We start from the raw sequence: 23,304 nt of genomic DNA on the forward strand, positions 1-23,304 counted from the left end.
GTTCATGATGCCAACCCCTTGGGAAACATTAGTCGCCCATGCCTTAATCGGTACCGATCGCCAAACACCACAGATACCAACGGGGGAAGGACAACTCGAAGCACTACTCAGCCAAGTGCCGACAGAAGCAGAATCCCTACTCTTACACGCTGCAGGGATTGTGGCCAGCTATCAACAGGCCGGACAAGGTGCGTTCTCTCAGGAAGGACCACTACCCACTTGCTGCCCAGAAGAAACCTTATTCCCCTGCAGTGACCGTACCCATCAACATCTACAAACCATTCTCAATGGTGAATACAAAGACGCTTTATGTGAACTCTTAGATCTAATAGCCCAAGCGCACCAATATATTCCCTTTGAAACATTACCCGCCCTCCTAGATCAAGGCCGTGGGCAAACCTCGTTACGATCTCATATCCAAGCCGTCATCGGCGAACGGGGACGCTGGTTAGCACAACATAATCCAGTGTGGGCGTATGCTGCTGGTCAAACTTTGCCTTATACACAGGCTGGGGAAATCGACCAAGAGGCTGTGGAAAACTTGTGGAAAACTTCTAATTACGCCCTCCGAGTCGATCTGTTGAAAACTTTCAGAAGTCTTAAGCCTCAAGCTGCTCGAGAGATGTTAAGTACCACATGGAAGCAAGAAAAGGCCAAAGATCGAGCAACGTTTCTTGCCATACTCAAAACGCATCTTAGTTTAGAAGATGAACTCTTTCTAGAGGCAGCTTTACACGATCGCGCCCAGGATGTCCGAACAGGTGCTCGTGATCTGCTGGCCCACTTACCCCAGTCACAATATTGTCAGCGTATGGCTGCCCAGATACAAACCTATGTTCAGTTCGAGAACAATACCCTCTCTATTACCCTCCCTCAAGATGATGGCTCCTGGAAACATGAGCGTTCTTACTCCCAATCCAGTCAGTTAGGACGGCGAGGGAGTCTGCTGATGCAAATCGTAGCAGCTGTTCCCTTAAAGGTTTGGCCAGAGGATGTAGATGGTCTGATCCAAACCGCCCAGACCCACCAACAGGGTGCTGCTCTATTACAGGGATGGACCATCGCAGCCCAGAGACAAGCCAATCCAGCATGGATCCAACGAATGATGGGCTATTGGCTCAGCAATCTTGCCGAGCAGCAAACCGATGACTCCATTGATTTTCTGATTAAACGATTGCCCGCTGAACAGATTGAGCCGCTATTTCTACAATGTCTAGCCGAATCTAGCTCTCCTGCGGAAAAAGCCCAAAAATGTATCAGATTGGCCCAGTGGGGGGCATTCCTCAGTCCCCATTTCAGTCAGGTTTGGTGGGAAACCCTTAAACCCGGCCTCAGCCCATTACTGGCACACACTTCAATTGCTTCACAGACACGATTACAGTTTGCAACGTTGCGATCGCTGTTCGATACCGGGTCTCTCAATCTGCATCCCATCATTGCCGATGATGTCATTACTTACCTTAACCACTTGAATAGCGAGGCATTCTCGACCTATCAACAAAACAGCTTGATGCTATGGCGAAGTACCTTCGAATTCCGCAAAGCTATCTGGTCAGAATTTTAAAATCGCTTAGTATCTAGATCCGTTCAGGCTCAGTACTTTTTACATTAACTCTATAAAAACCTGTAGACTACAACCCTTAATCTACATTTATAGCTACGCTTAAGCCTCGCTCCACCAAGACTCACACAAAGCCAAGAAACTACGGCATGGCTTAACAAATAGAGATTATGGGAGACTGACAGTCAATCCAACCATAATTTTCTTAAAAAATCCCAAATCAAGTTTTTGAGATTGCTAAATTGGAAGCTAAATCAGCCGTCAGAACAGCTCAAATTTATCTCTTTTCACAAGAAAACAGCAGTTATTGTTATTTGTAAAATATTTGACTTTACACTAAAAAACCATTCTGGATTCCTCAAAATAAATTAATAATTAGTATCTATTTTGATGCTATAAAAGAGTAAATCTTACATCAAAGAATACTAATTTTCTTTGAAAGCACTCAATAATAGAGAAGCATTTCACTCCATGAAGATTTGGCACTCTACCCAAATCCATAGAGATGGTTTCAGCTGTTTATAAAGTTTGGGGGAGGGGCAAAAAGATATCAACTGTCTAGGGAATGCTTTTTAATGCCATCGTTTCACAGACTAGCTGATAGCACTAAAAATATTACGTAATAACACGCAAGCACCCTGATATTTAGATAGCTAGAATAATTGCTAGTGAGGGAAAATCATTAACCGAACTCAAGGTTAATGTTCGGAGTGCTGGGGAAATTTTCGATTATCCTTTGTTACTGACCAGTGATTGTTAGCCGTTTGTTCATGTTTCGATAGCTTATCTCTCTCTACAACCTATGCTGGCTAAGCCTCAAACCATTCTGCCTTCTCCACAACTTGCAATTAATCCCCGTGGGTTTGAGTTGTGGTATCAACCGGTGTATGACGTTTCTTCAGGGAACGTTCTTCAAAATGAAGTGCTTTTACGATGGCGGGATACCCAAGGGCTGATCCATCGGCCGAAAGAGTTTATGCCAGTGGTTCAAAATGCGGATGCTGAGCCATGGTTAGATCGCTATGTGACGGGACAGGCCATTGCCCAATTAAAGCAACACGCTCACCTTAAGCTTTCTATTAATTTATCAAAGCGCATTGTCGAAGATCGCTTTATCGCCGAAGATATTTACGATCTGCTGGTCAACCACAGCGTTCAACCGCACCAACTGCACTTTGAAGTATCAGAAGCGAGTCTGGCCAAAAATTTCCAGGATTCAGTTGCTTTAATCCGAGATCTAAAAGAACTCGGATGCTCCGTCACCTTAGACAATTTTGCTAATCAACATCTCACCTTTCTGCAGTGGGAAAAGCTAGGGGTTGATGCCGTTAAAATCGACCCGTCTTTGATTCGCGACCTGAGACAAGATTCGCCCCAAACGCGATTGGCCAAAGCCATCATAGAAACCAGTACCGCCTTGGCACAACCTGCGATCGCAACTTCCGTAGACGCTTACGCCACCTCTCGTCACTTAGTGAATCTAAGCTTTAAGTCCGCCCAGGGATATCACTTCAAGCCTCCTAGCGATCACCCTTGGCTCACAAACACAGTTGATATTTTAGGGGTTCCCATTGATAACGTGACCCAAGACGAGTTGCTCCAGGAACTGAAATCGGGCATCGTTTTTACTCCCAATGTTGACCATCTCATGAACCTGAAGCAGGATGAAGAGTTTCGAGCTGCTTACAACATCGCCGACTACAAAATTTGCGATAGCCAGATTCTTTACTTTTCCTCCCATTTCCTTGGCTCACCGATCAAAGAAAAGATTTCAGGATCAGATTTATTTCCCGCCTTTTACACCTATCACAAAGATAATCCAGACATCACCATTTTCCTGTTAGGTGCTGCGCCAGGCGTAGCCGCTCAAGCGCAACAAAACATCAATGCCCATGTGGGTCGTGATATCGTCGTTGGTTCTTACTCTCCCTCCTATGGTTTTGAAAACAACCCCGAGGAATGTGCAGAGATTATCGAACGGATTCATCACTCTGGAGCAACGGTTCTCGCCATTGGAGTCGGATCGCCCAAGCAAGAGCGATGGATTTATCGGTATCGTCAACAGCTAGCAGAGTCTGTAAATATTATTTTTGCCATAGGCGGCACTTTAGATTTTGAGGCTGGTACTCAAAAACGGGCTCCAAAGCTCATCAGCACCATGGGCGTTGAGTGGCTCTTTCGCCTGATGGGTGAACCGAAACGCCTCTGGAAACGTTATTTAATTAACGACCTGCCATTCTTGAAATTAATGCTGCATCAAAAATTTGATCGCTAATGCGTCCTACAAGCTGCTTCTAACAGCGATTTAATCTATAACTCCCATTCTTACCGCTGAGTGAGCAGTGGGTTGTCTTGTACGGCTGCACAAGCCATGATGAAAGCAGTTGTTATGCAGCCCCTATGGATACAGAACACCAACGCTTAACTCTACAAATTTTGATCGGTTCAGCCTGGGTAGACCATACGCTCAGTGAACCCGAAGTGACCTATCTCAAACAGGTACTGGATCGCTACCATCTAACGCAGGATAACGAGTTGAAGGCCCTTCTCCAGGAGCCGGTTCCCGCTCAACAAACTGAACGCTGGATCGTTGAGTTTTTAAGGCAAACCAACCAAGAAGAACGACTGAAACTCTTGGCAGCCATCGGTAACTTATTAATTGCCGATGATGTGGTGTCAGAGATAGAGCATGACTTACTTGATGAGTATCATGCCCTGATGGCTCAGATTCCCGATGACCCACATCACATTAGCAATTTAGTTAGGAATATCGGATCTTACGTTAACAAAGCCTTGCAAACCCTCGCCAACTTGCCTTAAGGAACTGAGGCAAAGACCTGGTCGCGCAGCTGCTTAGACACCATATAAGGCTTCGGATCGACTGGCTTCTCACTACGATAAATTGAGTAATGCAAATGAGTCCCTGTCGATCGCCCCGTACTTCCCATAAAGCCCAGCAGCTGTCCTCGCTTAACGGACGTATTGGGTTTAACCGTTAGCTTAGAAAGATGGGCATACAGGGTTTGGTATCCATAACCATGCTGAATCACCACATGATACCCATAGCCACCCGAATAACCCGCTCGCTCAATCTTGCCGCTGGCTGTTGCATAAATGGGAGACCCATAATCTCCCAATAAATCTATGCCGTCATGGATTTCAGCACGCCCCCCAAAAGGACCGGAGCGTAAACCAAAATCAGACGAAATAGGACTATGACCTTTCGTCGGCTTACCCTGAGGCAAAGCCGCATTACGGGCTTCTTCCGCTTGTAGCGTCTTTTCTAGGGCTGGTTGAACCTGCTGCTTAAGGCGAGAAGTCAACGCAGGCAAGCGGGTTTTGGCAAATTTCAGCTGCTGTTCCGTATCCAAAACCACAGGAACTCCACCTTTACCACCCTTAAGCTTGATTTGTTGGCGCTCTACTTGAGATAACCCAGTTCGCTGACGGAGTTTTTTGACTTCTTCATCTAAGACTTCTAGCTTGACTTGCTGGCGCTCTGCTTTGGATAATCCAGCTCGCTGACGAAGTTTTTCGACTTCTCCGTCTAACACTTCTAGCTCTTCTAACACTTCAGCAGCTGATTCTGATAGCTGATCATGCCTTTGCTGCAATGCGTAAAAAGTTTTACCAGCCCAGACTGCAGGAACAGCAGCCATTGATAAGCCCAAAATGATGAGGATAGGACTAACCGAGAATTTGACGGAACGTTGTCCTGTTAGAGTAATCAAGATCCGAAAGCGTTTCGGGATCGGAAGGAGAGAACGCATAAAGGCCCAACACAAAGGATTCGTGAAGAATCATATCAAATTATGAGGTCAATATTAAATATTTCTTAAAAAACAAGGCGAATACTAAACTTGGGGGTGCAAAAAATTTGATTTGCAGACCACCCCGTTGAACGTATCGATCGGGTTGGTCCCAATTTCAGCCCATACTATCGCTGCTTGCCAAAATTCTCTCTAGGCAAATATTCTTACATGCTTCTGCTTCCATAGAAAAGGGCCAGTTGTGAATGGGTATGATGAGAATAGGGAGAATGCAACATCTATACCCTAAACCTATCACCCTGATTCAATTCCCTTATCCACAGTAAGTAGTGGATTGATATATCCTAAGAACAGCTTTGCATAGCTCAATACATTTTTTAGACTTATGGATCTCAAAACCATCCTCGTTGGATTAACACCCATTTTTATCGTTCTGTGCCTATTTTTTGGGACCAAAAATGGGTTCTATGATTCTGATGATTATCATGGCAATGGCTCTGCCCATTAGTCTTCACTGATCCCTGTCCCTAGTTTCACGAATGACTAAAAAGCCCCCCAAGGAAACAGCAGTGACCACTGCCCATCCTCAAGAGTCTGCATTACAAAAAACAGTGAAGGCGTTGGGTTTAGCAAAAATCCAGCGTCATATTTTTATCTGTGCCGATCAAACAGTGGATAAATGTTGTGATAAGGCAGCCAGTATAGAAGCTTGGACTTACCTAAAAAAGCGATTGAAGGAGCTAGGCTTAGACCAACCAACGGATAGCTGCGTTTTCCGCACTAAAGCCAACTGTTTGCGTGTCTGTCAGCAAGGTCCAATTATCGTTATTTATCCGGATGGCGTTTGGTATCATTCCGCTACGCCACCCGTGATTGAAAGGATTATCCAAGAACATTTACTGAAGAACCAAATCGTTTCAGAATTTCTGTTCCTTCAGCATCCTTTACCTGAACACCTGGTCAAGACTGAATAGCACTTTATTCACTTTGAGTGGTAGACGTAGGAGAAGGTTGAGGCTCTTGTTGGCTCACCCAATACCATCCTCCCAGTCCAGCCAAGATAATGAGCACAATGGGCACACTCAACATCCATAGCCGCGGTTGTTGACGAACAATCAAGGTTTGTTTTTGTCGCCCATCATCAGCTTTCTTTGAGCTAGAACCCGCTACCGTGGACTCTGGCATAGTATCTAGGGCGGCAGGGCCTGAATTTGCCTGGGAAAGGATAGCAGCAGGGTCTCGGGCAAGACGGGTTTTGGCCGTCGGCGATGCAGCCAATTCTGCTTCAGCAGCAACCACTGTTGCTTTAGGATTCACGGCATCAGATTTGAGGCTCTGAAAATCCGTGGATTCCAAATACCGGATAAATTCTGCTTCCCCCATCGACACCACCAGGTAGGACGCTTTAATCTTTCGTCCCAAGCCAAGGCGATCGCCATCAGCGAGTTCTTGAGAACTACACCGCTTGTCATTGACGAAGACACCATTAGCACTGCGGTTGCCTTCAGAGTCTCCATCAATAAGTCGATAACGATAGGTGCTTTTTCCAGGAGTCGGCAAGCGCAGAAGAATGGCATGCTTACGAGAAATCGTGGGAGAATCCAGCACGATAGCGTTAGACTCATCTCGCCCAATAGAATAGGCTGCTGAGTCAAGGGCAATCGCACGACGTTTACCATCGTTAATAACCAGAACGTGCCGTTCAGAAGAATCGTTTTTAGGGTCGTGCATGTTAGGGAAATTCCTGAGGAAACCGTAAAATCAGCCTACATAAGACATCAACGCTAACTTCCCTCATCTAGAAGGGCTGGACAGCCATCTCACTAGAGTCATCGCAACAACAGTCAGCAGACGTTGTGCGGATGAGGGTGCCAGGGTTAAAATCTTGCAGCAAGGAAGTTCCCTGACTCAGGAACCGCAAGTCAAGATTTTACCTGTTCTCAAAATTGAAGTTGTCTATACCTAGGATTCCCAACCTCCACACCTTTTCAAGCGTCACCCCCTTGGTTTAGGGAAAGAATATGAAACAATAGAGGCTAATCCCTCATGAGCCCATCAAAGGTTACAGTTGTTGATTCCATGTCACAGACTTATTCCGTAGAGATTCACCATCAAGACGCCGTCCATACGGTGAGCGTCCCTGAAGACACCACAATTTTACAAGCTGCTCAGGATGCTGGAGTTGATTTACCTAGCTCTTGCTGTGCGGGCGTATGTACGACTTGTGCCTCGTTAATCTTGGAAGGTGAAGTAGAACAAGAAGATGCGATGGGGTTAGGACCCGATTTATTGGACCAGGGATATGCACTATTGTGTGTCGCCTACCCCCGGTCAGATATCAAGCTTGAATCTGACAAAGAAGAGCTGGTATACAAATTACAATTTGGGCAATCTCAGTAACTGGGTCAACCCCATTGCCACTGTATTGCCGTCAACATTGGAGATAAACATCATGACCACTCATTTTATTGAGGCTGAAATTGAGCTAGATGCTTCAACTACAGAGTTGCAAGCTAATATCGAAGCCAAACTCCGGGAACAAGGTGAGCCTTTACGCTGGGCTGTTACGGATGTTCAGTCGGAGACGGCGACCGTTGAAGCAGTGGTGCTCAAGCCAGAGGAAACCGTCTTATCTCGCTAACCGCTCGACCTTTTACCGTTGTCTTATTAATACCAACAGGCATTGGGGCAGCAATTGGTGGCTATGCAGGAGATGCAATTCCGGTCGTTCGGACCTTGTCCATGGTTTGCGATCGCATCATCACCCATCCCAATGTTCTTAATGGGGCCCAACTCTACTGGCCCATCCCCAATGCTTGGTATGTCGAAGGCTATGGGTTAGATCAATTTGCCGCTGGACAATGGGGGCTACGACCGGTCCACCAAAACCACATTGGCGTCGTTCTCGACCAAGCCATTGAACCTGAGTTACGCCTGCGGCACTTGCAGGCCATTGATGCTGCCCGCGCGACATTAGGGATAAGCATCACAGATGTTTATGTGACGGATACACCTTTAGGAGTCACCCTTAAAACCGCTGATTCTGGAGCCACCTGGGGCACGCTGGATCAACCTGATAGCTTGCTGCGGGCCGTCGAACATCTGATCAATGATCGTAGCATTAGTGCGATCGCAGTCGTGGCCCGGTTCCCTGATGACTTAGATAGCGACATGCTTCAAGCCTATCGCCAAGGCCAAGGGGTCGATGCTTTAGCCGGTGCTGAGGCAGTCATTAGCCATCTAGTCGTCCAGCAGTTTCAAATCCCCTGTGCCCATGCCCCTGCCCTCTCCCCCTTACCACTAGATCCACACTTAAATCCACGGGCCGCAGCCGAAGAATTGGGCTACACCTTTTTACCCTCCGTTTTAGTCGGTTTATCGCGAGCCCCTCAGTTTATTCAAGGCTCCGCTCAGCCCACCGATCTCTGGCAGGATCAAGTCGATGCAGTAGTTGTCCCAGCCAGCGCCTGCGGTAGTGGTGCCATCCTCAGTTTGAACGCTACCCCAGCCCACATCATTACGGTGATGGACAATACCACCACCATGCATGCAACAGCTCAGAGCTTAGGTATTGAGAGTATCCCTGTACAGTCCTATGCCGAAGCCGTGGGTATACTTGCAGCTTTCAAAGCAGGGGTTGATGTAAACACATTACGTCCAGATATTCCCTCCTTGATCCCTCGGGACATGCTTTAATCTGCGACTCCCCCCACACGATGCGGTCTTTCGCATTAACTGATAGGTTATAGAGGTATTTGCAACTTTTGATATCTCTGTGGTTGATCGCCCTAATCAGCAGCCTGAACTAGAGTCCCTAACCCGCACGCAAGTCTTGATTGCCATGGGGGTAACAGCATTGCTGTTACTATTTCTGGCTAAGGTTTTCCAATATTTTGGTAATTTTGCAACCTTGCCCATGACGTGGCAATCGCAACAGGCTGTTTTGGGTATCGGTATTGGCTTCGGGATTACAGCTGCGAGTGCTGTTATCTATCAGTTATGGCCCCAGTATCGGCTCTCTGCATCCTTATATTTGCAGCTCGTTATTCAGCCCCTCGTCTGGACCGACTTAATCTGGTTAGGGCTGTTACCGGGTTTAAGTGAAGAATTATTATTTCGAGGTGTGATCTTCCCAATGGTAGGCCTGAACTGGGTGGGTCTCATTTTATCGAGCATCGTTTTTGGGGTCCTACATCTGAATAGTCCCCAGCAATGGTCCTATGTAGTTTGGGTGACCGTCGTTGGCTTTGTACTCGGTTATAGCGCTTGGAGTACAGGCAATTTGCTAGTGCCTGTCATTGCCCATATCACCACCAATATCATTACGGGAGTGTCGTGGAAAATCACTCATCCTCCCCAGCATCCCTTGGGCAAAACCTAGCCTAAGACGAGAACAAAGATGTTTGTGACGATGCACTGAAATAAACGTCTTGAATATCCTGAGGCAATGCAGCTTGCAATGCTTGATAGGCTTCCTGTCGATATTGGTTGATATCTTCAGGCGTAATATCTTGCCCTTCTGCCTGCAAAACCGCCTCAATCCGAGGGTCTTGCCAACGAAAGGTTTGGGACAGAACTAAAATCAACCTTGGTAAGGGCGGCACGTGATCCAAAGCGATTTGGATATAGCACCATAGGGGTGGAGGCGCGGTTGACAAGGTGTATTGAATCGTTTCAACCGCAGGGAGCTGATCTTCCGTAATACAGGCAGCAACCTTATTGGTAATCCATGCCTGCAATGAAACACTGGGTCCCCCTGTCTCCATCACCAAATGATTGAGCTCATAGAAGATATTGCGCCACACTCTGGCATATAGATAATCAACTTGGAGATGCGATCTTGCCATATTGCGCAGGAGAGCATAAGACATCGCGCCAAACCGACAAAAAAGAGCGATGAAGTATTTGCCCTCATCAGGATATTGCTGAAACCCTTGCACTAGCTCTTGGTCGCTGTAATTTTGCAACGACAGCACCAACGGATGATTGGATTCTGGGAAGTCTGGCAGTTTCATCATGGATATTCCATATTTCCTCAGTCTGGCGTGAGAAATTGAATCTCAAAATTATAAAGCTCAACTGATACCCAAGTGATTTAAATGGTGGAGGAAGCTAGCTCATTGATAAACTTCGACAAAAATATCACAATCTAGACCCGAGAACCCTGCTGTCATCAATGAGATCTGTTATGATCAGTTTTGCTCACCCGGAGAGGTGGCTGAGTGGTCGAAAGCGGCAGATTGCTAATCTGTTGTACGGTGAACTCCGTACCGAGGGTTCGAATCCCTCCCTCTCCGTTTTCTACAGCCTTTTGTTGGAGTCAATTTCATGGGCAAAAAATGCCAATTAACGGGAAAAAAAGCAAATAATGCGTTTGCAGTTTCCCATTCCCACCGCCGAACCCACAAGTTGCAAGAAGCAAACTTGCAGTGGAAGAGGGTTTGGTGGCCCCAAGAAAAGCGCTGGGTCAAGCTCCGACTATCCACTAAAGCGATTAAGACTCTTGAGAAAAAAGGTCTAGCTGCTTTCGCTCGCGAAGCTGGGATTAACCTTAACCAGGTTTAGTGGATCGATATTTTTTAGCTCTCCTTCCTCCTGAAGATATTCAGGAGGAAGTTTGCTGTATACAACAAAAATTTGCAGAACAGTATCAAAGTTGCAAAGCACTCAATTCTCCACCTCACATCACGCTGCAACCTCCGTTTGACTGGCCACCCGATGCGAGCACTGCTCATCCACCCATTACAGCTTTAATCCAAGGGCTAACGGCATGGGCTCACTCTCTCCAACCATGGCCCGTTCAACTCTCGGGGTTTAATGTTTTTGAGCCCCGCGTTATTTATATCCATGTGCAGCCCACACCAGCTTTACTCGCCTTACAGACCCAGCTGCAACACTATTGTGCAACGGTTTGGGATATCAGAGACACTCGATTGCAGTCTCGATCGTTCATTCCTCATATGACCGTGGCTTTTCGCGATTTAACACGGGCTAATTTCTATGCATCATGGCCTCACTTCCAAGATCGCCCGTTTGAGCATCACTTTATCGCCTCCTGCTTAACCCTGCTTAAACACAATGGTCAACGCTGGGAGACATTTTCTCAAGCCATCTTTGGCGCTTAATGTTCTCCCCCTCCGACTTAAAATCCCTTGGTATCCTTAAGACATCTAGATCTTCCTGGGAAGGGTGACTGCATGACTGAACATCAGCCAACAATTTGTATTTTAGGAGGTGGCTTTGGCGGTCTCTATACAGCTCTTCGCTTAAGTCAACTGCCATGGGATGAACAACAACCACTCATATATCTAGTGGATCAAAATGATCATTTTTTGTTTTCGCCATTACTTTATGAACTGGTTACAGGAGAACTACAGTCTTGGGAAATTGCTCCGCCTTACAGCGAGCTTTTAGCCAATACTGAGGTGCGTTTTATTCAAAGTGCTGTTAAAGAGATTGATGTTGCCCAACAGCAGGTTACCTTATCTGATCAGTCCATCTCTTACGATCGCTTGGTACTAGCCCTGGGTGGAGAAACGCCCCTGCACCAAGTTCCTGGATCGGCGGAATATGCGTTGCCGTTTCGGACTGTGCAAGACGCCTATCGCCTTGAAGATCGATTACGAACCTTAGAAACCTCCGCAGCACCAAAAATTCGCGTGGCGGTAGTGGGAGCAGGCCCTAGTGGGGTAGAACTCGCCTGTAAGCTAGCGGATCGCTTAGGTGATCGCGGTCGGATACGGCTGATCGAACGCAATAATCAAATTCTCAAATCAGCGCCTGAATTTAATCAAACCGCCGCTCAAAAAGCTCTAGAGAAACGGCAAGTGTGGACTGATCTAGAGACGAGTATTGAGTCCCTAGACTCCCATGAAATGACCCTGAGCTATAAGGATAAAACCGATACGCTGCCCGTAGACTTGGTATTGTGGACGGTGGGCACTGCGATCGCAGCACCGATTCAAGCCTTACCACTCCCTCAAAATGACCTCGGCCAACTCTTGACTGACTCCACCCTGCAAGTCCAAGACTCACCCCATATTTTTGCCTTGGGCGACTTAGCAGATTGTCGAGATCCGCAAGGCAATCCAAATCCTAAAACCGCTCAAGTGGCTATCCAGCAAGCAGATTGTGTGGGGTGGAACCTTTGGGCTTCCTTAACCCAACGGCCATTGCTGCCGTTTCATTACACCCATCTGGGAGAAATGCTGACCTTAGGAGAAGACTCAGCTGCCATGTCTGGGCTGGGATTACAGCTCGATGGCCCTCTAGCCTTTATGGCTCGGCGTTTGATCTATCTCTACCGCATGCCCACCCTCGATCATCAGCTTAAAATTGGGTTTAATTGGATGTTCAAACCTGTTTTATCCGCACTCAACACAGCTAAATAGAAGCCATCCAGTAAGTCTCTACAAGCAAGACCGGGAAGCAAATAAGAACCGTTCTTAGTTTGCGGTATAGTGATTGGGGTGTAACTGGATTTATACCGTAGATACACTCATTTTTTTGCACGCAGTCGATTGATCTTTGCAAATTCTGATATCTACAAAGATCAACATCCTATAGGAGTAATTTGGTTATGTCGCAACACGAAGCACATGAATGTTTAAGAGTCGGCCAAGCCGCACCTGACTTTACAGCAACGGCTGTTTACGACCAAGAATTTAGTGAAGTCAAACTCTCCAATTATCGGGGCAAGTACGTCGTCATCTTTTTCTATCCGCTTGATTTCACCTTCGTGTGTCCTACTGAAATTACGGCGTTTAGCGATCGCTATGATGCTTTTAAAGACTTAAATACTGAAGTTCTCGGTATTTCTGTAGACAGCGAATTCTCCCACCTAGCTTGGACCCAGACCGATCGCAAATCTGGAGGAGTCGGCGATCTCAACTACCCCTTGGTTTCGGACATTAAAAAAGAAATTAGCACTGCCTATAACGTTCTAGATCCAGATGCTGGTGTTGCCTTAAGAGGTCTCTTTATCATCGATAAAGAAGGCGTTGTCCAACATGCCACCATTAACAACCTTGCCTTTGGCCGCAATGTTGATGAAACCTTGCGCACCTTACAGGCAATTCAACATGTTCAGTCTCATCCGGATGAGGTTTGTCCCGCAGGCTGGCAGCCAGGAGACAAGACCATGAACCCTGATCCAGTCAAATCCAAGGTTTACTTCGAATCTGTCTAAAGATTTAGACAGATTCGTGTTGCCTGATCGCCCTCAAATACACAAGCTCCATGAGTATTTGAGGGCTATGTTATTGGCACTTCCCAGATCCTATACACTCTGGCTTTGGCACGATTATTGATCCGTTTCAACCGCTAGATATGAGGGTTACCCGACGCTTCAATTCTCAGAATTGGATGCTTGGACAACTTCTCTAACCCGGTAGATGGGACGGCTTTGGGACTCATGGTAGGTTCGCATCAGCAGTTCAGCCAGGAGCCCGATGGAAAAAAGTTGAATTCCAGTCAATAGCAACACAGCAGATAAGATCAGCAAGGGACGATCTGCAATTCCTTCGTTGAGGCCGTACTTTAAAAATACTAAGTAGCCGCCTGTTAATACTCCTAACCCAGTAAAGGTAATCCCCAACAGTCCAAAGACATGCATAGGACGGGTTAAAAAGGTTTTCATAAAAGAGACGGTTAGCAAATCCATGACGACCCGAAAGGTCCGATCCAGGCCATACTTACTTTGGCCAAATTGACGAGCATGATGGCGTACAGGCAGCTCTGCAATTCTGGCACCTTCAATAAAAGCTAATGCTGGTAAAAATCGGTGTAATTCTCCATACAGGTTCATATCAGCAATCAGCTCTGCTCGATAAGCCTTCAGAGAACAACCATAGTCGTTCAGCTTAACCCCTGTAATCCACCCAATCACCAAGTTAGCAATCTTAGATGGGAGCAGGCGCGTCAATGCGGCATCTTGTCGCTCTTTCCGCCAACCACTGACTAAATCAAAGCCTTCACTCATTTTGGCCAGCAGTAGCGGAATATCGGCTGGCTCATTTTGCAAGTCACCATCCAGGGTGACAAAAATCTTACCTTGGGCATGGTTGAACCCTGCGGACATAGCCGCCGTTTGTCCATAATTTCGGCGCAACACAACTCCCCGTAGCTGGGGGTATAGATCCACCTGTTTCCTTAACAACTCGGTCGTACCATCCACCGAGCCATCATCGACACAAATGATTTCGTAGGATACATGCGTTTCATCCAGGGTATCTGAAATCCTACGAATGAGATGCTCCAGGCTTTCGACCTCATTATAGATGGGTATAATGACCGAGATTTCGGGCTGAGTGATCTTGGCTTTTTGGTCTTGCATTAGCATGGGTAATTTCATCTCACTCGCTATTCATTAACTCACTTCAGAGGATTTCATTCAAGAAAACTGCCAAGAACGGTATTTAAAGCATTTTTTGCAACTTACCGACGAAGATAAAGCTCAAATACCTTCTATAACTAACATTATTTAGGACCAATACTCGCCTCTTTTAGAAGGTAAACTTGGAAAGAATACTTGGGCACTCAATTTTTAATATCGCCAAAGAACATTGATTAAGGCCTTTTTACCTGAAGGCTTAACACCTTTCATCTTCGAGAACCGCATGAGGATCCTACTCTTAGCTCCACATCCATTTTTCCAGACCCGTGGTACACCGATCGCAGTTGATCTTATGCTCAGAGTGCTATCAGAGCGGGGAGATCAGATTGACATGCTGACTTTTCCAGAAGGGGATGATGTCGTTTATGACAACGTGCGGATCTACCGGACTCCCAAATTACCATTTATTAAAAATATCAGTCCAGGTTTTTCTGGGAAAAAACTGGTCTGTGATGGTTTTATGCTGATTCAGGCTATTAACCTTTGCTGGAAGTATAAATATGATATCGTTCATTCGGTTGAAGAATCAGCTTTTATTGCGTTAGTGCTGAAAGTCGTGTTTAGAACACCCTATATCTATGATATGGACTCATCCTTGGCACAGCAAATGATTGAGAAGTTTGCATTTCTCTCCTCTTTACGGTTTCTCTTCAATGCGTTTGAAAGACTAGCCGTTCGACAAGCCAAAGTGGTGATACCCGTTTGCGAAACCTTATCTGAAGATATTCAAGTCTACCAACCGAAGAGAGTGGTTGTTTTACCAGACATTTCGCTTTTAGATTACTCTGCCCCAAATAACAAGGCATAACTGATGAACAGAATCATCTGCAGTGATGAAATATCACTCGGCCAATATGAATAATATCCCTGAAAATATCAGAGCGCACTGTCAGCCTGATGAGCTTATTCTAATGTACATTGGCAATTTAGAACTTTACCAGGGGATTGATTTGCTGCTGGATGGTTTTAAATCAGCTCAAAATCTCGCCCTGAAGGTTGCTTTAAAACTTGTCATTATTGGCGGCAAAGATGGCGACATTGCAAAATATAAGTTAAAAACGAAAAATATTGGCATTGACCACCAAGTTTTATTTTTAGGGCAGCGCTCGGTCGAGAATCTCGGCCACTATCTTGCTCAAGCAGACATTCTGCTCTCCCCTCGCATTAAAGGGAGAAACACCCCAATGAAATTGTATTCTTACCTTGATAGCGGCAAGCCCGTCTTAGCCACAGATTTGCCAACACACAATTGGGTTCTGGATAAAGAGGTTGCGGTGTTAAGCGCGCCTAATCCCGAAGCGTTTGCTCAAGGAATCCTCTACCTCGCCAACAACCCTCAAGTTCGGCAAACTCTCGCCGTTGCCGCCAAGCATATGGTGCAAAAGCGGCACTCGTTTACGGCTTATAAGCAAAAATTGAATAGCTTATATGATTCATTACAGTTAGAGTTTAACAATGCTGCCTCACCTCGCTAACATGCTCTACTTCCAGCCCCAGCGCTAGGATGCCACTGATTTTATGAAACGAAATTTAGAGGAATTATCTAACACTAAATTTGACGTCCTCGTCATAGGCGGCGGCATTTATGGAGCTTGTGTCGCCTATGAAGCAACCTTAAGAGGCCTGTCCGTTGCATTAGTGGAAAAACAAGATTTTTGTGGGGCGACCTCCGCAAATAGTCTAAAAACCATCCACGGAGGCTTACGCTATCTACAGCATGCTGACTTTAAACGGATGCGCGAGTCTATCTACGAGCGGCGCACCTTAATGAAAATTGCCCCTCACCTCATACATCCCTTGCCTGTATTGGTGCCCACCTACGGCCATGGATTGAAAGGCATAGAAGCGATGACGGTGGCCCTGAAAATTAATGATTTAGTGAGTTGCGATCGCAACCTCGGCTTGCCCGATCCTCAAAAGCACATTCCGACGGGTCAAACCCTATCCCCCACAGAATGTCTCAACACCTTACCCGGTATCTCCGCCGATGGCTTAACAGGTGGTGCTATCTTTCACGATGCTCAGGTCTACAATTCTGAACGTTTGGTGCTTGCCTATTTACAGTCTGCCACTCAACTCGGATTACAAGCCGCCAACTATTTGGAAGTCACTGGTTTTTTACAAACTGGCTCTACCATTTGTGGCGTGCAAGTGACAGATGCTTTAACAGCAGACACCTTTGATATTCAGGCTAAAGCGATCATTAATACCAGCGGCCCCTGGATTAATCAAGTCCTTGGACTCCTCAAGCCGCCTCTTACAAATCATCAGCCCTTTGCATTAGCCATGAACTTGGTCACTCGATCGCTCTTTGATCATGACTACGCCATCGGCCTCTACAGCAAGGCTGACTACACAGATAAAGATGCCATTCTCAAGCGCAAGAATCGGTTACTCTTCATCGCACCTTGGCAAGGGTGTTCTCTCATAGGTACAACCTACTCCCACTACCCTGGAACTCCCGATCAGTTATCAGTACCCCAGAACGAAGTGCAACACTTGCTGGATGACATCAATAATGCCTATCCACCCGCAAACCTAACCCCTCAGGATGTGTATTGGGTACATCAAGGTCTACTGCCCAGTAGCCACTCCCAAGAGACGACTAATGTCCAATTAACCAAGCATTACCACGTTCAGGATTATCAAAAAGAAGGTTTCAACGGCCTTATCTCCGTTACCGGAGTGAAGTATACAACTGCTAGACACGTCGCCATCCATGCCGTTGATACTGCAGTAGCCATGTTACAAAAGCCAGTTACACTCTCCCAATCGGCTCAACACCCCTTACAGGGTGGAGCGATTGAAAACCTCAGCGAATTCTTGCAACACGGACAAAAGCAACTAGACCACATCACTGATTGTCAGTCCGTCCAGCATTTTCTCTACAATTACGGCACAACCTATTCATCCGTTCTTAAACAGGTTCAGCACGGTCAACGGGCCACCTCACAACTAGATCTACTACAAGCACAAGTCACCTATGCAATTGAAGAAGAAATGGCGCACACTCTAAGCGACGTTATCTTTAGACGCACGGGTATCGGTGGGGCCCAAATGCCAACCCCTGCAGAGTTGCAAACTTGCGCAGATGTTATGTCAAAGACCCTGCTGTGGAGTCAGTCTAGAGTAGAACAAGAAATCTCAGACGTGACATCTAGGTGGTCTTGGTCTATTCCTAAACCACCCTCAGTGGGAGAACAAACAGCAACTATTCAGGGAATATAGCTATGCCTTCTCCCATTGCTCACTCAGCAACCGCATATTTCCTATACAAAATCACACCTCAGAAAAATCGCTCTATAAAATTAGATCGACATCATTTTATTGATCTTGCCTACGTCATCGTCATTGGAAACATCGCTGATTTAGACTTTATTCCGCATCTAATCTTAGAGGGAAGTTTTCACCGAGGTCCTTCCCATAGTCTCTGCATTGCCTTACTGATCAGTCTAGGCTGTAGCCTTATTTTCAAATGGTTCCATAAATCAACCTTCCGACGATGGTTTTTACTCACGATTGGAATCTATGTCTCTCATCTTGTTCTAGATTTCTGGACAGCCGGAGGCTCTGGGATGCAATTACTCTGGCCTTTTACAGATGCTTTTATCAAATCGCCAATTGCTTTTTTCCCTAGTGTTAGGCATTCTGAAGGACTATTCTATCCAGGTCATATCTTCTTTATCACCTTTGAGACAATTTACAGTATCGTTCTACTGCTATTCATTAATCGATACCAAAAATATAAACGACCAAATCAAAATACTTAAACCCTCAAAACAATATTGAAATCCAGATAGTCTCTAGTGAATATGCACGACTCACAACCATCCCTGATCTTTGTCGATGCCCATGTGCACCTGCATCACTGTTTTGCCATACAAACAGTGCTCGATTCAGCATTACGGAATTTCCAAGATAATGTCTCAAACATGACGACCAACTTACAGCATCAACTTGGGGTTCTAGTCATCAATGAGATAGGACAACAGAATTCATTTGCACAATTACGAGCAGACGTATCTCACCAACAAGCGATCACCCTTAATGACTGGACCTTACAAGTCACACCTGAACAAGAGTCACTAGTCGCTCAACATTCCACCGGTCAGCAAATTCTGCTTATTGTGGGCCGTCAAATCGTCACCAGCGAAAAGATCGAAGTCTTATCACTCTTTTCAAGTACGACCATCCCTGAGCAGCAATCCTTAGAAAAAACACTACTCAATATACGTACGGCCGGGGGGTTAGCAGTCCTGCCTTGGGGATTTGGTAAATGGTTTGGGAAACGAGGTAAGTTAGTTAATCAAGTGATCCAAGACAGGAATCCAACTGAGATTTTGATCGGCGACAACGGCAATCGGCCCGGTTTTTGGATTAATCCCGTGTATCTAAATAAAGCGAAAAAAAAGGGCATCAAGGTATTACCAGGGACAGATCCCTTACCTTTAGCCACAGAAGTACACCGTCCTGGAAGTTTCGGGTTCTATACTCAAGGGATAATTGAACCCAACCGTCCTGCAGCTTGTCTCAAGCAAATACTGATAGATCCAAACGCCAGTATTCACCCCTATGGATCGCTGGAAACACCATTTCGCTTTATTAATAATCAAATTCAATTTAGACTGCAAAAGAAAAAAAGCAAAGCAGTTGAATAATGGGGGCAAGCCCAAAAATTGTTGTACCTATAACGCCTGGAATAGCTGGACCGAATCCTTTCATTTAATCTCAAATAGCAACACACTAGATTGAACGTTAGCCCAAGAAAATATCACGCTCTTTTACTCATTAATTAAGATGCAACCGGAGAACAAATTTTTAGAAACAGCAGATATAGAAACATCTTCAGATGACTATGCTTCTCGTTTTCAAGGGCCAACTGGTGAGTGGCTACTACACATCCAAGAGCAAGCAACCCTTTCTATGCTGACTCAATATCCCAACGCCAGCATTTTAGATGTGGGTGGGGGACATGGGCAGCTCACCGAAGCCTTAATCAACAAAGGGTTTGCACTCACCGTTTTGGGTAGTAGCCTATCTTGCCAAAACCGTATCAAACCTTATATCGACGCTGGACAATGCGAGTTCAAGGTTGGAGATGTTTTAAGCTTGCCGTATCCAGACAACACCTTCGACATTGTCGTTAGTTATCGATTTCTAGCACATGTGAACCAATGGCAAGCGTTCTTATCTGAGCTAGGACGTGTTGCCAAAACAGCCGTGCTTGTCGATTACCCCACGACTCGTAGCATCAACTACTTATCACCGCTATTATTCAAATTCAAAAAAGGTGTAGAGGGCAATACTCGGCAATTCATTTGTTACCAAGAGAAAGAGTTATTAGACTTTTGCAGCAGCATTGGGTTAGAGAAGGACAATCGTCATCCACAATTTTTTTGGCCGATGGTGCTACATCGAATGTTGAAGCAACCTAAAGTTTCAGAACTTTTAGAGAATCCTGTGAAGAAGCTCGGTTTAACTTACATATGGGGCTCTCCAGTGATTACCAGATTTCATAAAGTGCATTAATCTATTGATGACTCAATTTCATCATTAATCTAACTATCAACATCTATATCACTACTGTATGTCTTCAACAACAGCTACCGAGAACACCATTAGTCCTGGTCAACGTGTTTTAGTAACTGGAGCAACTGGCTATACAGGCAGCACCTTAGTCCAAAAACTGCTAAACCAGAATGTCGAGGTTGTTGCAATAGCTCGTCCATCCTCTGATTTAAGCCGTTGGCAAGATGCGCCCATTCGATGGATTCAAGGAGATGTTTTTGATCCAAAGCTCATTCAGGAGGCGATGGAAGGAGTGAACTATATATTTCATATGGTCACCCCATTTCGGGAAGCAAAGTCATCTGATGATGTTTATTACAATGTCCATGTTAAAAGTACACAGTTACTAGCGAACGAAGCCTTGAAGCAACCCGACTTCAAGCGCTTTGTTCATATCTCGACAATCGGAGTTCATGGACATATCGAAAATCCTCCTGCTGATGAGACCTATAGAACTTCTCCTGGAGATTTATACCAATCCACCAAATTAGAAGGTGAAATATGGATCAAGCAATTTGGTGCGGAAACTGGGCTCCCCATAACCATCATTAGACCTGCAGGCATTATCGGTCCTGGCGAAAAGAGACTGCTAAAAATCTACAAGATGGTTTGTTCTGGTTTAGTACCTGCCATTGGTAATGGAGGCAACCTACTGCATTTAATTCACGTTGATGATTTGACCAACTGTTTTTTACTAGCATCCCAACATCCAAATGCAGTGAATGAAATCTTCATCTGTGGAAATCAAGACTCGATTTCTTTCAAAGAAATGGTCAATCTCATCTCCAAGTACTACCAGAAAAAAGCCACACTTCTACAACTCCCTTCCGCCCCCTTATTTCTTCTGGGAGATATTCTTGAGTTTGTTTGTAAACCTTTAAATATCGAGCCTCCCATATACCGGAGAAGACTTGCCTTTTACACCAAAGATCGGTCATTCAATGTTAACAAGCTTAAATCAAAACTAGGGTTTGTTCCCCAGCATTCAAATGAGCAGTGTATTACTGAATTGGCACAGTGGTATTTAGAAGAAGGATGGACAAACATTAGCTAATTTATACGAGTAGATAAAATTTACTGTTAGAGGTGACATTACGAAACTATAATTCTTAGGTATCAATCTAATTAATGTAACACAATATTGTTCTAGTGATGTTAGATGCTGACTTAAAGTCTCAACTCAGAGAAGCTCAAACTCAGACTGATATTTTTAAAATATTGAAGCAAGTGAACTCTACAGACTTGTCAAGCTCAGATTACTTTTTTATTAGTAGAACTCTGAACAAAACAAATGTAGAATCTAGCCTCAAAATTGCGTACTTCTCAAATTATACAATTGCTCCTCTGCCATCTTTCATTGAAGTACAGAGCGCTTTTCATACTATTGGTGTTAGGAGTTATGTCGGAGAGTACAATCAGCATTATCAGGAAATTCTGAATCCAACTTCATCAGCACTAAGTTTCAAGCCAGATATCGCATTCTTATTATTATCACTGCATGAATTATGCCCTACCCTACTCAATAGTTTTACCAGTCTGACCGATCAGCACAAACTAGATCAAAAAAATGTCATTCTTGAGCATATAGTGGACTGGGTAAATCTCACTGTAGAGAAAACGAACGCTACAGTTTTTGTCAGTAATTTCTTACAACCGACCTTTCCATCTTTAGGAATTGCAGATAGTCAACAAGGCTATAGCGAAAATGAGTTTTATATTGAGCTCAACTTGGCATTACAAAAGAAATTTAGAGAAAACCCTAGGGTATACATTTTTGACATTGATAAGTTAGCCGCTAGATATGGTAAGGAAGGTGCCATCAATCCAAAAATGTTTTTCATGGCTAAAGTTATTTGGCATGAAAAGTTTTTACCCACAATTGCTCAAGAATTTATTCGATATATCACTAGTTTCTTGGGTCAAACTAAAAAATGCTTGGTATTAGATCTCGATAATACGTTATGGGGAGGAGTGATTGGTGAGGATGGCATAGATGGTTTAAAGGTTGGAACAGGTGATCCAGTGAGTGAAGCTTATCTTGCTTTCCAATATAAGATTGCTGCCTTAAAAAACCGAGGCGTCATTCTGGGTATCTGCAGTAAGAACAATCAGGCCGATGCTCTAGAGGTTTTTGACAAGAAAGTCGACATGCCACTCAAACTCACTGATTTCTCAGCAAGTGAGATTAATTGGGAGCCTAAATATATCAATATTAAAAATATTGCCAAAAAGCTCAATATAGGGACCGAAAGCATACTTTTTATTGACGATAATCCTGTGGAATGCAGTCTGGTTTCTCAAGCACTACCTGAAGTCACAACGGTTCAACTACCAGCTGACCCAGCACTTTATGCAACTATTCTGGATAATATCCTTGTATTTGAGAAGTTTAATGTCCTCAGCGATGATCGCAATAAGGCACAGCAATATTCACAAAATGAGCAACGTCAAGAAGAAAAAGAAAGAATTGGAGACCTCAATACCTATCTTCATAGCTTAGAGACGAAAATTAAAATCCGCTTAGCTACGGATCAAGACTTACCGAGGGTCCATCAGCTGTTTTCGAAAACAAATCAATTCAACCTAACGACCATTCGTTACTCAATGTCCGATATTGAGGATTTCCACAAGAATGAGCAAGATTCGATTATAGTTATCTCTGTTCAAGATAAATTTGGCGACTTGGGTACTGTAGGATTATGCCTGCTCAAAAATCAAGAGCATCAACTTGTCATTGACAGTTTTATTTTGAGCTGTCGAGCCATGGGACGTGGGGTTGAAACAGCGTTGCTCAACTATGTCAAGCGTGAGTATCTATCTGGCCATCCTTCGTTGAAGCTGATTGGCTCTTATATTCCAACTAACAAGAATATGCCAACTAAAGACTTTTTTGAAGCACAAGGATTGACCCTGATCACTGAAAATAGTAGTGGTGAAAGGTATTATGAGATGCTTTCTGATGATGCATTAGAAATCCCTTGTCCCTGGATTAACGTTATTGATTAGGATTA

24 protein-coding genes and 1 tRNA gene are annotated in these 23,304 nt (G+C 44.9%); 21 read left to right on the forward strand and 4 right to left on the reverse strand.

The genetic code is table 11. The features are described from left to right. Positions 1 to 4: 4 nt before the first annotated feature. The 3 genes from AM1_RS12120 (at position 5) to AM1_RS12130 (ending at position 4,381) form a co-directional block, all read left to right on the forward strand. Positions 5 to 1,564 (forward strand): DUF5691 domain-containing protein, encoded by a 1,560-nt coding sequence (locus AM1_RS12120; protein ID WP_238549235.1) that lies wholly within the window; start codon positions 5 to 7, stop codon positions 1,562 to 1,564. Positions 1,565 to 2,363: 799 nt separating this feature from the next. Continuing rightward, the gene (locus AM1_RS37575) at positions 2,364 to 3,836 is read left to right on the forward strand and encodes a WecB/TagA/CpsF family glycosyltransferase (protein WP_063710521.1); all 1,473 of its coding nucleotides are present in this window, start codon (positions 2,364 to 2,366) and stop codon (positions 3,834 to 3,836) included. Positions 3,837 to 3,961: 125 nt separating this feature from the next. Next, positions 3,962 to 4,381 (forward strand): TerB family tellurite resistance protein, encoded by a 420-nt coding sequence (locus tag AM1_RS12130; RefSeq protein WP_012163136.1) that lies wholly within the window; start codon positions 3,962 to 3,964, stop codon positions 4,379 to 4,381. Here the strand turns inward: AM1_RS12130 and AM1_RS12135 are convergent. After that, complete coding sequence (locus AM1_RS12135; RefSeq protein WP_012163137.1) at positions 4,378 to 5,331, reverse strand: M23 family metallopeptidase; 954 nt, start codon at positions 5,329 to 5,331, stop codon at positions 4,378 to 4,380. The two genes, AM1_RS12130 and AM1_RS12135, sit on opposite strands and share 4 nt — an antisense overlap. A gap of 539 nt (positions 5,332 to 5,870) precedes the next feature. On the opposite strand from AM1_RS12135, the gene AM1_RS12145 reads away from it, so the two are divergent. Continuing rightward, complete coding sequence (locus AM1_RS12145) at positions 5,871 to 6,305, forward strand: (2Fe-2S) ferredoxin domain-containing protein (protein WP_041659718.1); 435 nt, start codon at positions 5,871 to 5,873, stop codon at positions 6,303 to 6,305. Positions 6,306 to 6,309: 4 nt separating this feature from the next. On the opposite strand, the gene AM1_RS12150 is transcribed toward AM1_RS12145, so the two are convergent. Continuing rightward, on the reverse strand, positions 6,310 to 7,062 hold the full coding sequence (locus AM1_RS12150) for an FHA domain-containing protein (RefSeq protein ID WP_012163139.1): 753 nt from the start codon (positions 7,060 to 7,062) through the stop codon (positions 6,310 to 6,312). Between the two features lie 348 nt (positions 7,063 to 7,410). Here AM1_RS12150 and AM1_RS12155 point away from each other — a divergent pair, with 348 nt between their 5' ends. The 4 genes from AM1_RS12155 (at position 7,411) to AM1_RS12170 (ending at position 9,712) form a co-directional block, all read left to right on the forward strand. Further along, complete coding sequence (locus tag AM1_RS12155) at positions 7,411 to 7,731, forward strand: 2Fe-2S iron-sulfur cluster-binding protein (protein ID WP_012163140.1); 321 nt, start codon at positions 7,411 to 7,413, stop codon at positions 7,729 to 7,731. 52 nt (positions 7,732 to 7,783) lie between these two features. Continuing rightward, a complete protein-coding gene (locus tag AM1_RS12160; protein WP_012163141.1) occupies positions 7,784 to 7,972 on the forward strand; it encodes a hypothetical protein in 189 nt (62 codons plus the stop codon). Further along, on the forward strand, positions 7,963 to 9,027 hold the full coding sequence (locus AM1_RS12165) for a DUF3326 domain-containing protein (protein ID WP_041659721.1): 1,065 nt from the start codon (positions 7,963 to 7,965) through the stop codon (positions 9,025 to 9,027). Before AM1_RS12160 ends, AM1_RS12165 begins: the two co-directional genes overlap by 10 nt. Before the next feature lie 79 nt (positions 9,028 to 9,106). Continuing rightward, on the forward strand, positions 9,107 to 9,712 hold the full coding sequence (locus AM1_RS12170) for a CPBP family intramembrane glutamic endopeptidase (protein WP_012163143.1): 606 nt from the start codon (positions 9,107 to 9,109) through the stop codon (positions 9,710 to 9,712). 1 nt (position 9,713) lies between these two features. On the opposite strand, the gene AM1_RS12175 is transcribed toward AM1_RS12170, so the two are convergent. Continuing rightward, on the reverse strand, positions 9,714 to 10,349 hold the full coding sequence (locus AM1_RS12175) for a sigma-70 family RNA polymerase sigma factor (protein ID WP_238549236.1): 636 nt from the start codon (positions 10,347 to 10,349) through the stop codon (positions 9,714 to 9,716). Positions 10,350 to 10,539: 190 nt separating this feature from the next. On the opposite strand from AM1_RS12175, the gene AM1_RS12180 reads away from it, so the two are divergent. The 5 genes from AM1_RS12180 (at position 10,540) to AM1_RS12200 (ending at position 13,519) form a co-directional block, all read left to right on the forward strand. Beyond that, positions 10,540 to 10,628, forward strand: a tRNA-Ser gene (locus AM1_RS12180). 31 nt (positions 10,629 to 10,659) lie between these two features. Further along, complete coding sequence (rpmB, locus tag AM1_RS12185; protein ID WP_010473270.1) at positions 10,660 to 10,896, forward strand: 50S ribosomal protein L28; 237 nt, start codon at positions 10,660 to 10,662, stop codon at positions 10,894 to 10,896. Further along, positions 10,896 to 11,456: a 2'-5' RNA ligase family protein gene (locus tag AM1_RS12190; protein WP_012163145.1), complete on the forward strand. Its 561-nt coding sequence runs from the start codon at positions 10,896 to 10,898 to the stop codon at positions 11,454 to 11,456. Before rpmB ends, AM1_RS12190 begins: the two co-directional genes overlap by 1 nt. A gap of 72 nt (positions 11,457 to 11,528) precedes the next feature. Beyond that, positions 11,529 to 12,722 (forward strand): NAD(P)/FAD-dependent oxidoreductase, encoded by a 1,194-nt coding sequence (locus AM1_RS12195; protein WP_012163146.1) that lies wholly within the window; start codon positions 11,529 to 11,531, stop codon positions 12,720 to 12,722. Between the two features lie 188 nt (positions 12,723 to 12,910). Further along, positions 12,911 to 13,519 (forward strand): peroxiredoxin, encoded by a 609-nt coding sequence (locus AM1_RS12200; protein WP_012163147.1) that lies wholly within the window; start codon positions 12,911 to 12,913, stop codon positions 13,517 to 13,519. 159 nt (positions 13,520 to 13,678) lie between these two features. Here AM1_RS12200 and AM1_RS12205 read toward each other — a convergent pair whose 3' ends face one another. Beyond that, a complete protein-coding gene (locus AM1_RS12205; protein ID WP_012163148.1) occupies positions 13,679 to 14,683 on the reverse strand; it encodes a glycosyltransferase family 2 protein in 1,005 nt (334 codons plus the stop codon). Positions 14,684 to 14,948: 265 nt separating this feature from the next. Here AM1_RS12205 and AM1_RS12210 point away from each other — a divergent pair, with 265 nt between their 5' ends. The 8 genes from AM1_RS12210 (at position 14,949) to AM1_RS12245 (ending at position 23,299) form a co-directional block, all read left to right on the forward strand. Next, positions 14,949 to 15,533, forward strand: a complete 585-nt coding sequence (locus AM1_RS12210; RefSeq protein WP_238549237.1) for a glycosyltransferase — start codon at positions 14,949 to 14,951, stop codon at positions 15,531 to 15,533. A 25-nt stretch (positions 15,534 to 15,558) separates the two neighbouring features. Continuing rightward, entirely contained in the window at positions 15,559 to 16,200 is a 642-nt protein-coding gene (locus AM1_RS12215; RefSeq protein WP_238549238.1) for a glycosyltransferase family 4 protein, read from the forward strand. A 43-nt stretch (positions 16,201 to 16,243) separates the two neighbouring features. Then, positions 16,244 to 17,953, forward strand: coding sequence for a glycerol-3-phosphate dehydrogenase/oxidase (locus AM1_RS12220; protein ID WP_012163151.1), 1,710 nt, complete (start codon positions 16,244 to 16,246; stop codon positions 17,951 to 17,953). A 2-nt stretch (positions 17,954 to 17,955) separates the two neighbouring features. Further along, entirely contained in the window at positions 17,956 to 18,495 is a 540-nt protein-coding gene (locus AM1_RS12225; protein ID WP_012163152.1) for a metal-dependent hydrolase, read from the forward strand. Between the two features lie 42 nt (positions 18,496 to 18,537). Then, positions 18,538 to 19,383 (forward strand): hypothetical protein, encoded by an 846-nt coding sequence (locus AM1_RS12230; protein WP_012163153.1) that lies wholly within the window; start codon positions 18,538 to 18,540, stop codon positions 19,381 to 19,383. 139 nt (positions 19,384 to 19,522) lie between these two features. After that, positions 19,523 to 20,254: a class I SAM-dependent methyltransferase gene (locus AM1_RS12235; protein ID WP_012163154.1), complete on the forward strand. Its 732-nt coding sequence runs from the start codon at positions 19,523 to 19,525 to the stop codon at positions 20,252 to 20,254. 58 nt (positions 20,255 to 20,312) lie between these two features. Continuing rightward, positions 20,313 to 21,347, forward strand: a complete 1,035-nt coding sequence (locus AM1_RS12240; protein ID WP_012163155.1) for an NAD-dependent epimerase/dehydratase family protein — start codon at positions 20,313 to 20,315, stop codon at positions 21,345 to 21,347. 98 nt (positions 21,348 to 21,445) lie between these two features. Beyond that, positions 21,446 to 23,299, forward strand: coding sequence for an HAD-IIIC family phosphatase (locus AM1_RS12245; protein WP_012163156.1), 1,854 nt, complete (start codon positions 21,446 to 21,448; stop codon positions 23,297 to 23,299). Positions 23,300 to 23,304 lie beyond the last annotated feature (5 nt).

The organism is Acaryochloris marina MBIC11017 (assembly GCF_000018105.1).
GTDB classification, from domain to species: Bacteria; Cyanobacteriota; Cyanobacteriia; order Thermosynechococcales; family Thermosynechococcaceae; genus Acaryochloris; species Acaryochloris marina.

What these genes read in the sequence shown, in the direction of transcription:
- AM1_RS12130 (WP_012163136.1), top strand. Translation starts at nt 3,962, where the DNA reads ATGGATACAGAACACCAACGCTTAACTCTACAAATTTTGATCGGTTCA.
- AM1_RS12155 (WP_012163140.1), top strand. Translation starts at nt 7,411, where the DNA reads ATGTCACAGACTTATTCCGTAGAGATTCACCATCAAGACGCCGTCCAT.
- AM1_RS12235 (WP_012163154.1), top strand. Translation starts at nt 19,523, where the DNA reads ATGCAACCGGAGAACAAATTTTTAGAAACAGCAGATATAGAAACATCT.
- AM1_RS12120 (WP_238549235.1), top strand. Translation starts at nt 5, where the DNA reads ATGATGCCAACCCCTTGGGAAACATTAGTCGCCCATGCCTTAATCGGT.
- AM1_RS37575 (WP_063710521.1), top strand. Translation starts at nt 2,364, where the DNA reads ATGCTGGCTAAGCCTCAAACCATTCTGCCTTCTCCACAACTTGCAATT.
- AM1_RS12175 (WP_238549236.1), bottom strand. Translation starts at nt 10,349, where the DNA reads ATGATGAAACTGCCAGACTTCCCAGAATCCAATCATCCGTTGGTGCTG.
- AM1_RS12160 (WP_012163141.1), top strand. Translation starts at nt 7,784, where the DNA reads ATGACCACTCATTTTATTGAGGCTGAAATTGAGCTAGATGCTTCAACT.
- AM1_RS12225 (WP_012163152.1), top strand. Translation starts at nt 17,956, where the DNA reads ATGCCTTCTCCCATTGCTCACTCAGCAACCGCATATTTCCTATACAAA.
- AM1_RS12220 (WP_012163151.1), top strand. Translation starts at nt 16,244, where the DNA reads ATGAAACGAAATTTAGAGGAATTATCTAACACTAAATTTGACGTCCTC.
- AM1_RS12205 (WP_012163148.1), bottom strand. Translation starts at nt 14,683, where the DNA reads ATGAAATTACCCATGCTAATGCAAGACCAAAAAGCCAAGATCACTCAG.
- AM1_RS12245 (WP_012163156.1), top strand. Translation starts at nt 21,446, where the DNA reads ATGTTAGATGCTGACTTAAAGTCTCAACTCAGAGAAGCTCAAACTCAG.
- AM1_RS12240 (WP_012163155.1), top strand. Translation starts at nt 20,313, where the DNA reads ATGTCTTCAACAACAGCTACCGAGAACACCATTAGTCCTGGTCAACGT.
- AM1_RS12150 (WP_012163139.1), bottom strand. Translation starts at nt 7,062, where the DNA reads ATGCACGACCCTAAAAACGATTCTTCTGAACGGCACGTTCTGGTTATT.
- AM1_RS12135 (WP_012163137.1), bottom strand. Translation starts at nt 5,331, where the DNA reads ATGCGTTCTCTCCTTCCGATCCCGAAACGCTTTCGGATCTTGATTACT.
- AM1_RS12200 (WP_012163147.1), top strand. Translation starts at nt 12,911, where the DNA reads ATGTCGCAACACGAAGCACATGAATGTTTAAGAGTCGGCCAAGCCGCA.
- AM1_RS12230 (WP_012163153.1), top strand. Translation starts at nt 18,538, where the DNA reads ATGCACGACTCACAACCATCCCTGATCTTTGTCGATGCCCATGTGCAC.
- rpmB (WP_010473270.1), top strand. Translation starts at nt 10,660, where the DNA reads ATGGGCAAAAAATGCCAATTAACGGGAAAAAAAGCAAATAATGCGTTT.
- AM1_RS12215 (WP_238549238.1), top strand. Translation starts at nt 15,559, where the DNA reads ATGAAATATCACTCGGCCAATATGAATAATATCCCTGAAAATATCAGA.
- AM1_RS12210 (WP_238549237.1), top strand. Translation starts at nt 14,949, where the DNA reads ATGAGGATCCTACTCTTAGCTCCACATCCATTTTTCCAGACCCGTGGT.
- AM1_RS12195 (WP_012163146.1), top strand. Translation starts at nt 11,529, where the DNA reads ATGACTGAACATCAGCCAACAATTTGTATTTTAGGAGGTGGCTTTGGC.
- AM1_RS12145 (WP_041659718.1), top strand. Translation starts at nt 5,871, where the DNA reads ATGACTAAAAAGCCCCCCAAGGAAACAGCAGTGACCACTGCCCATCCT.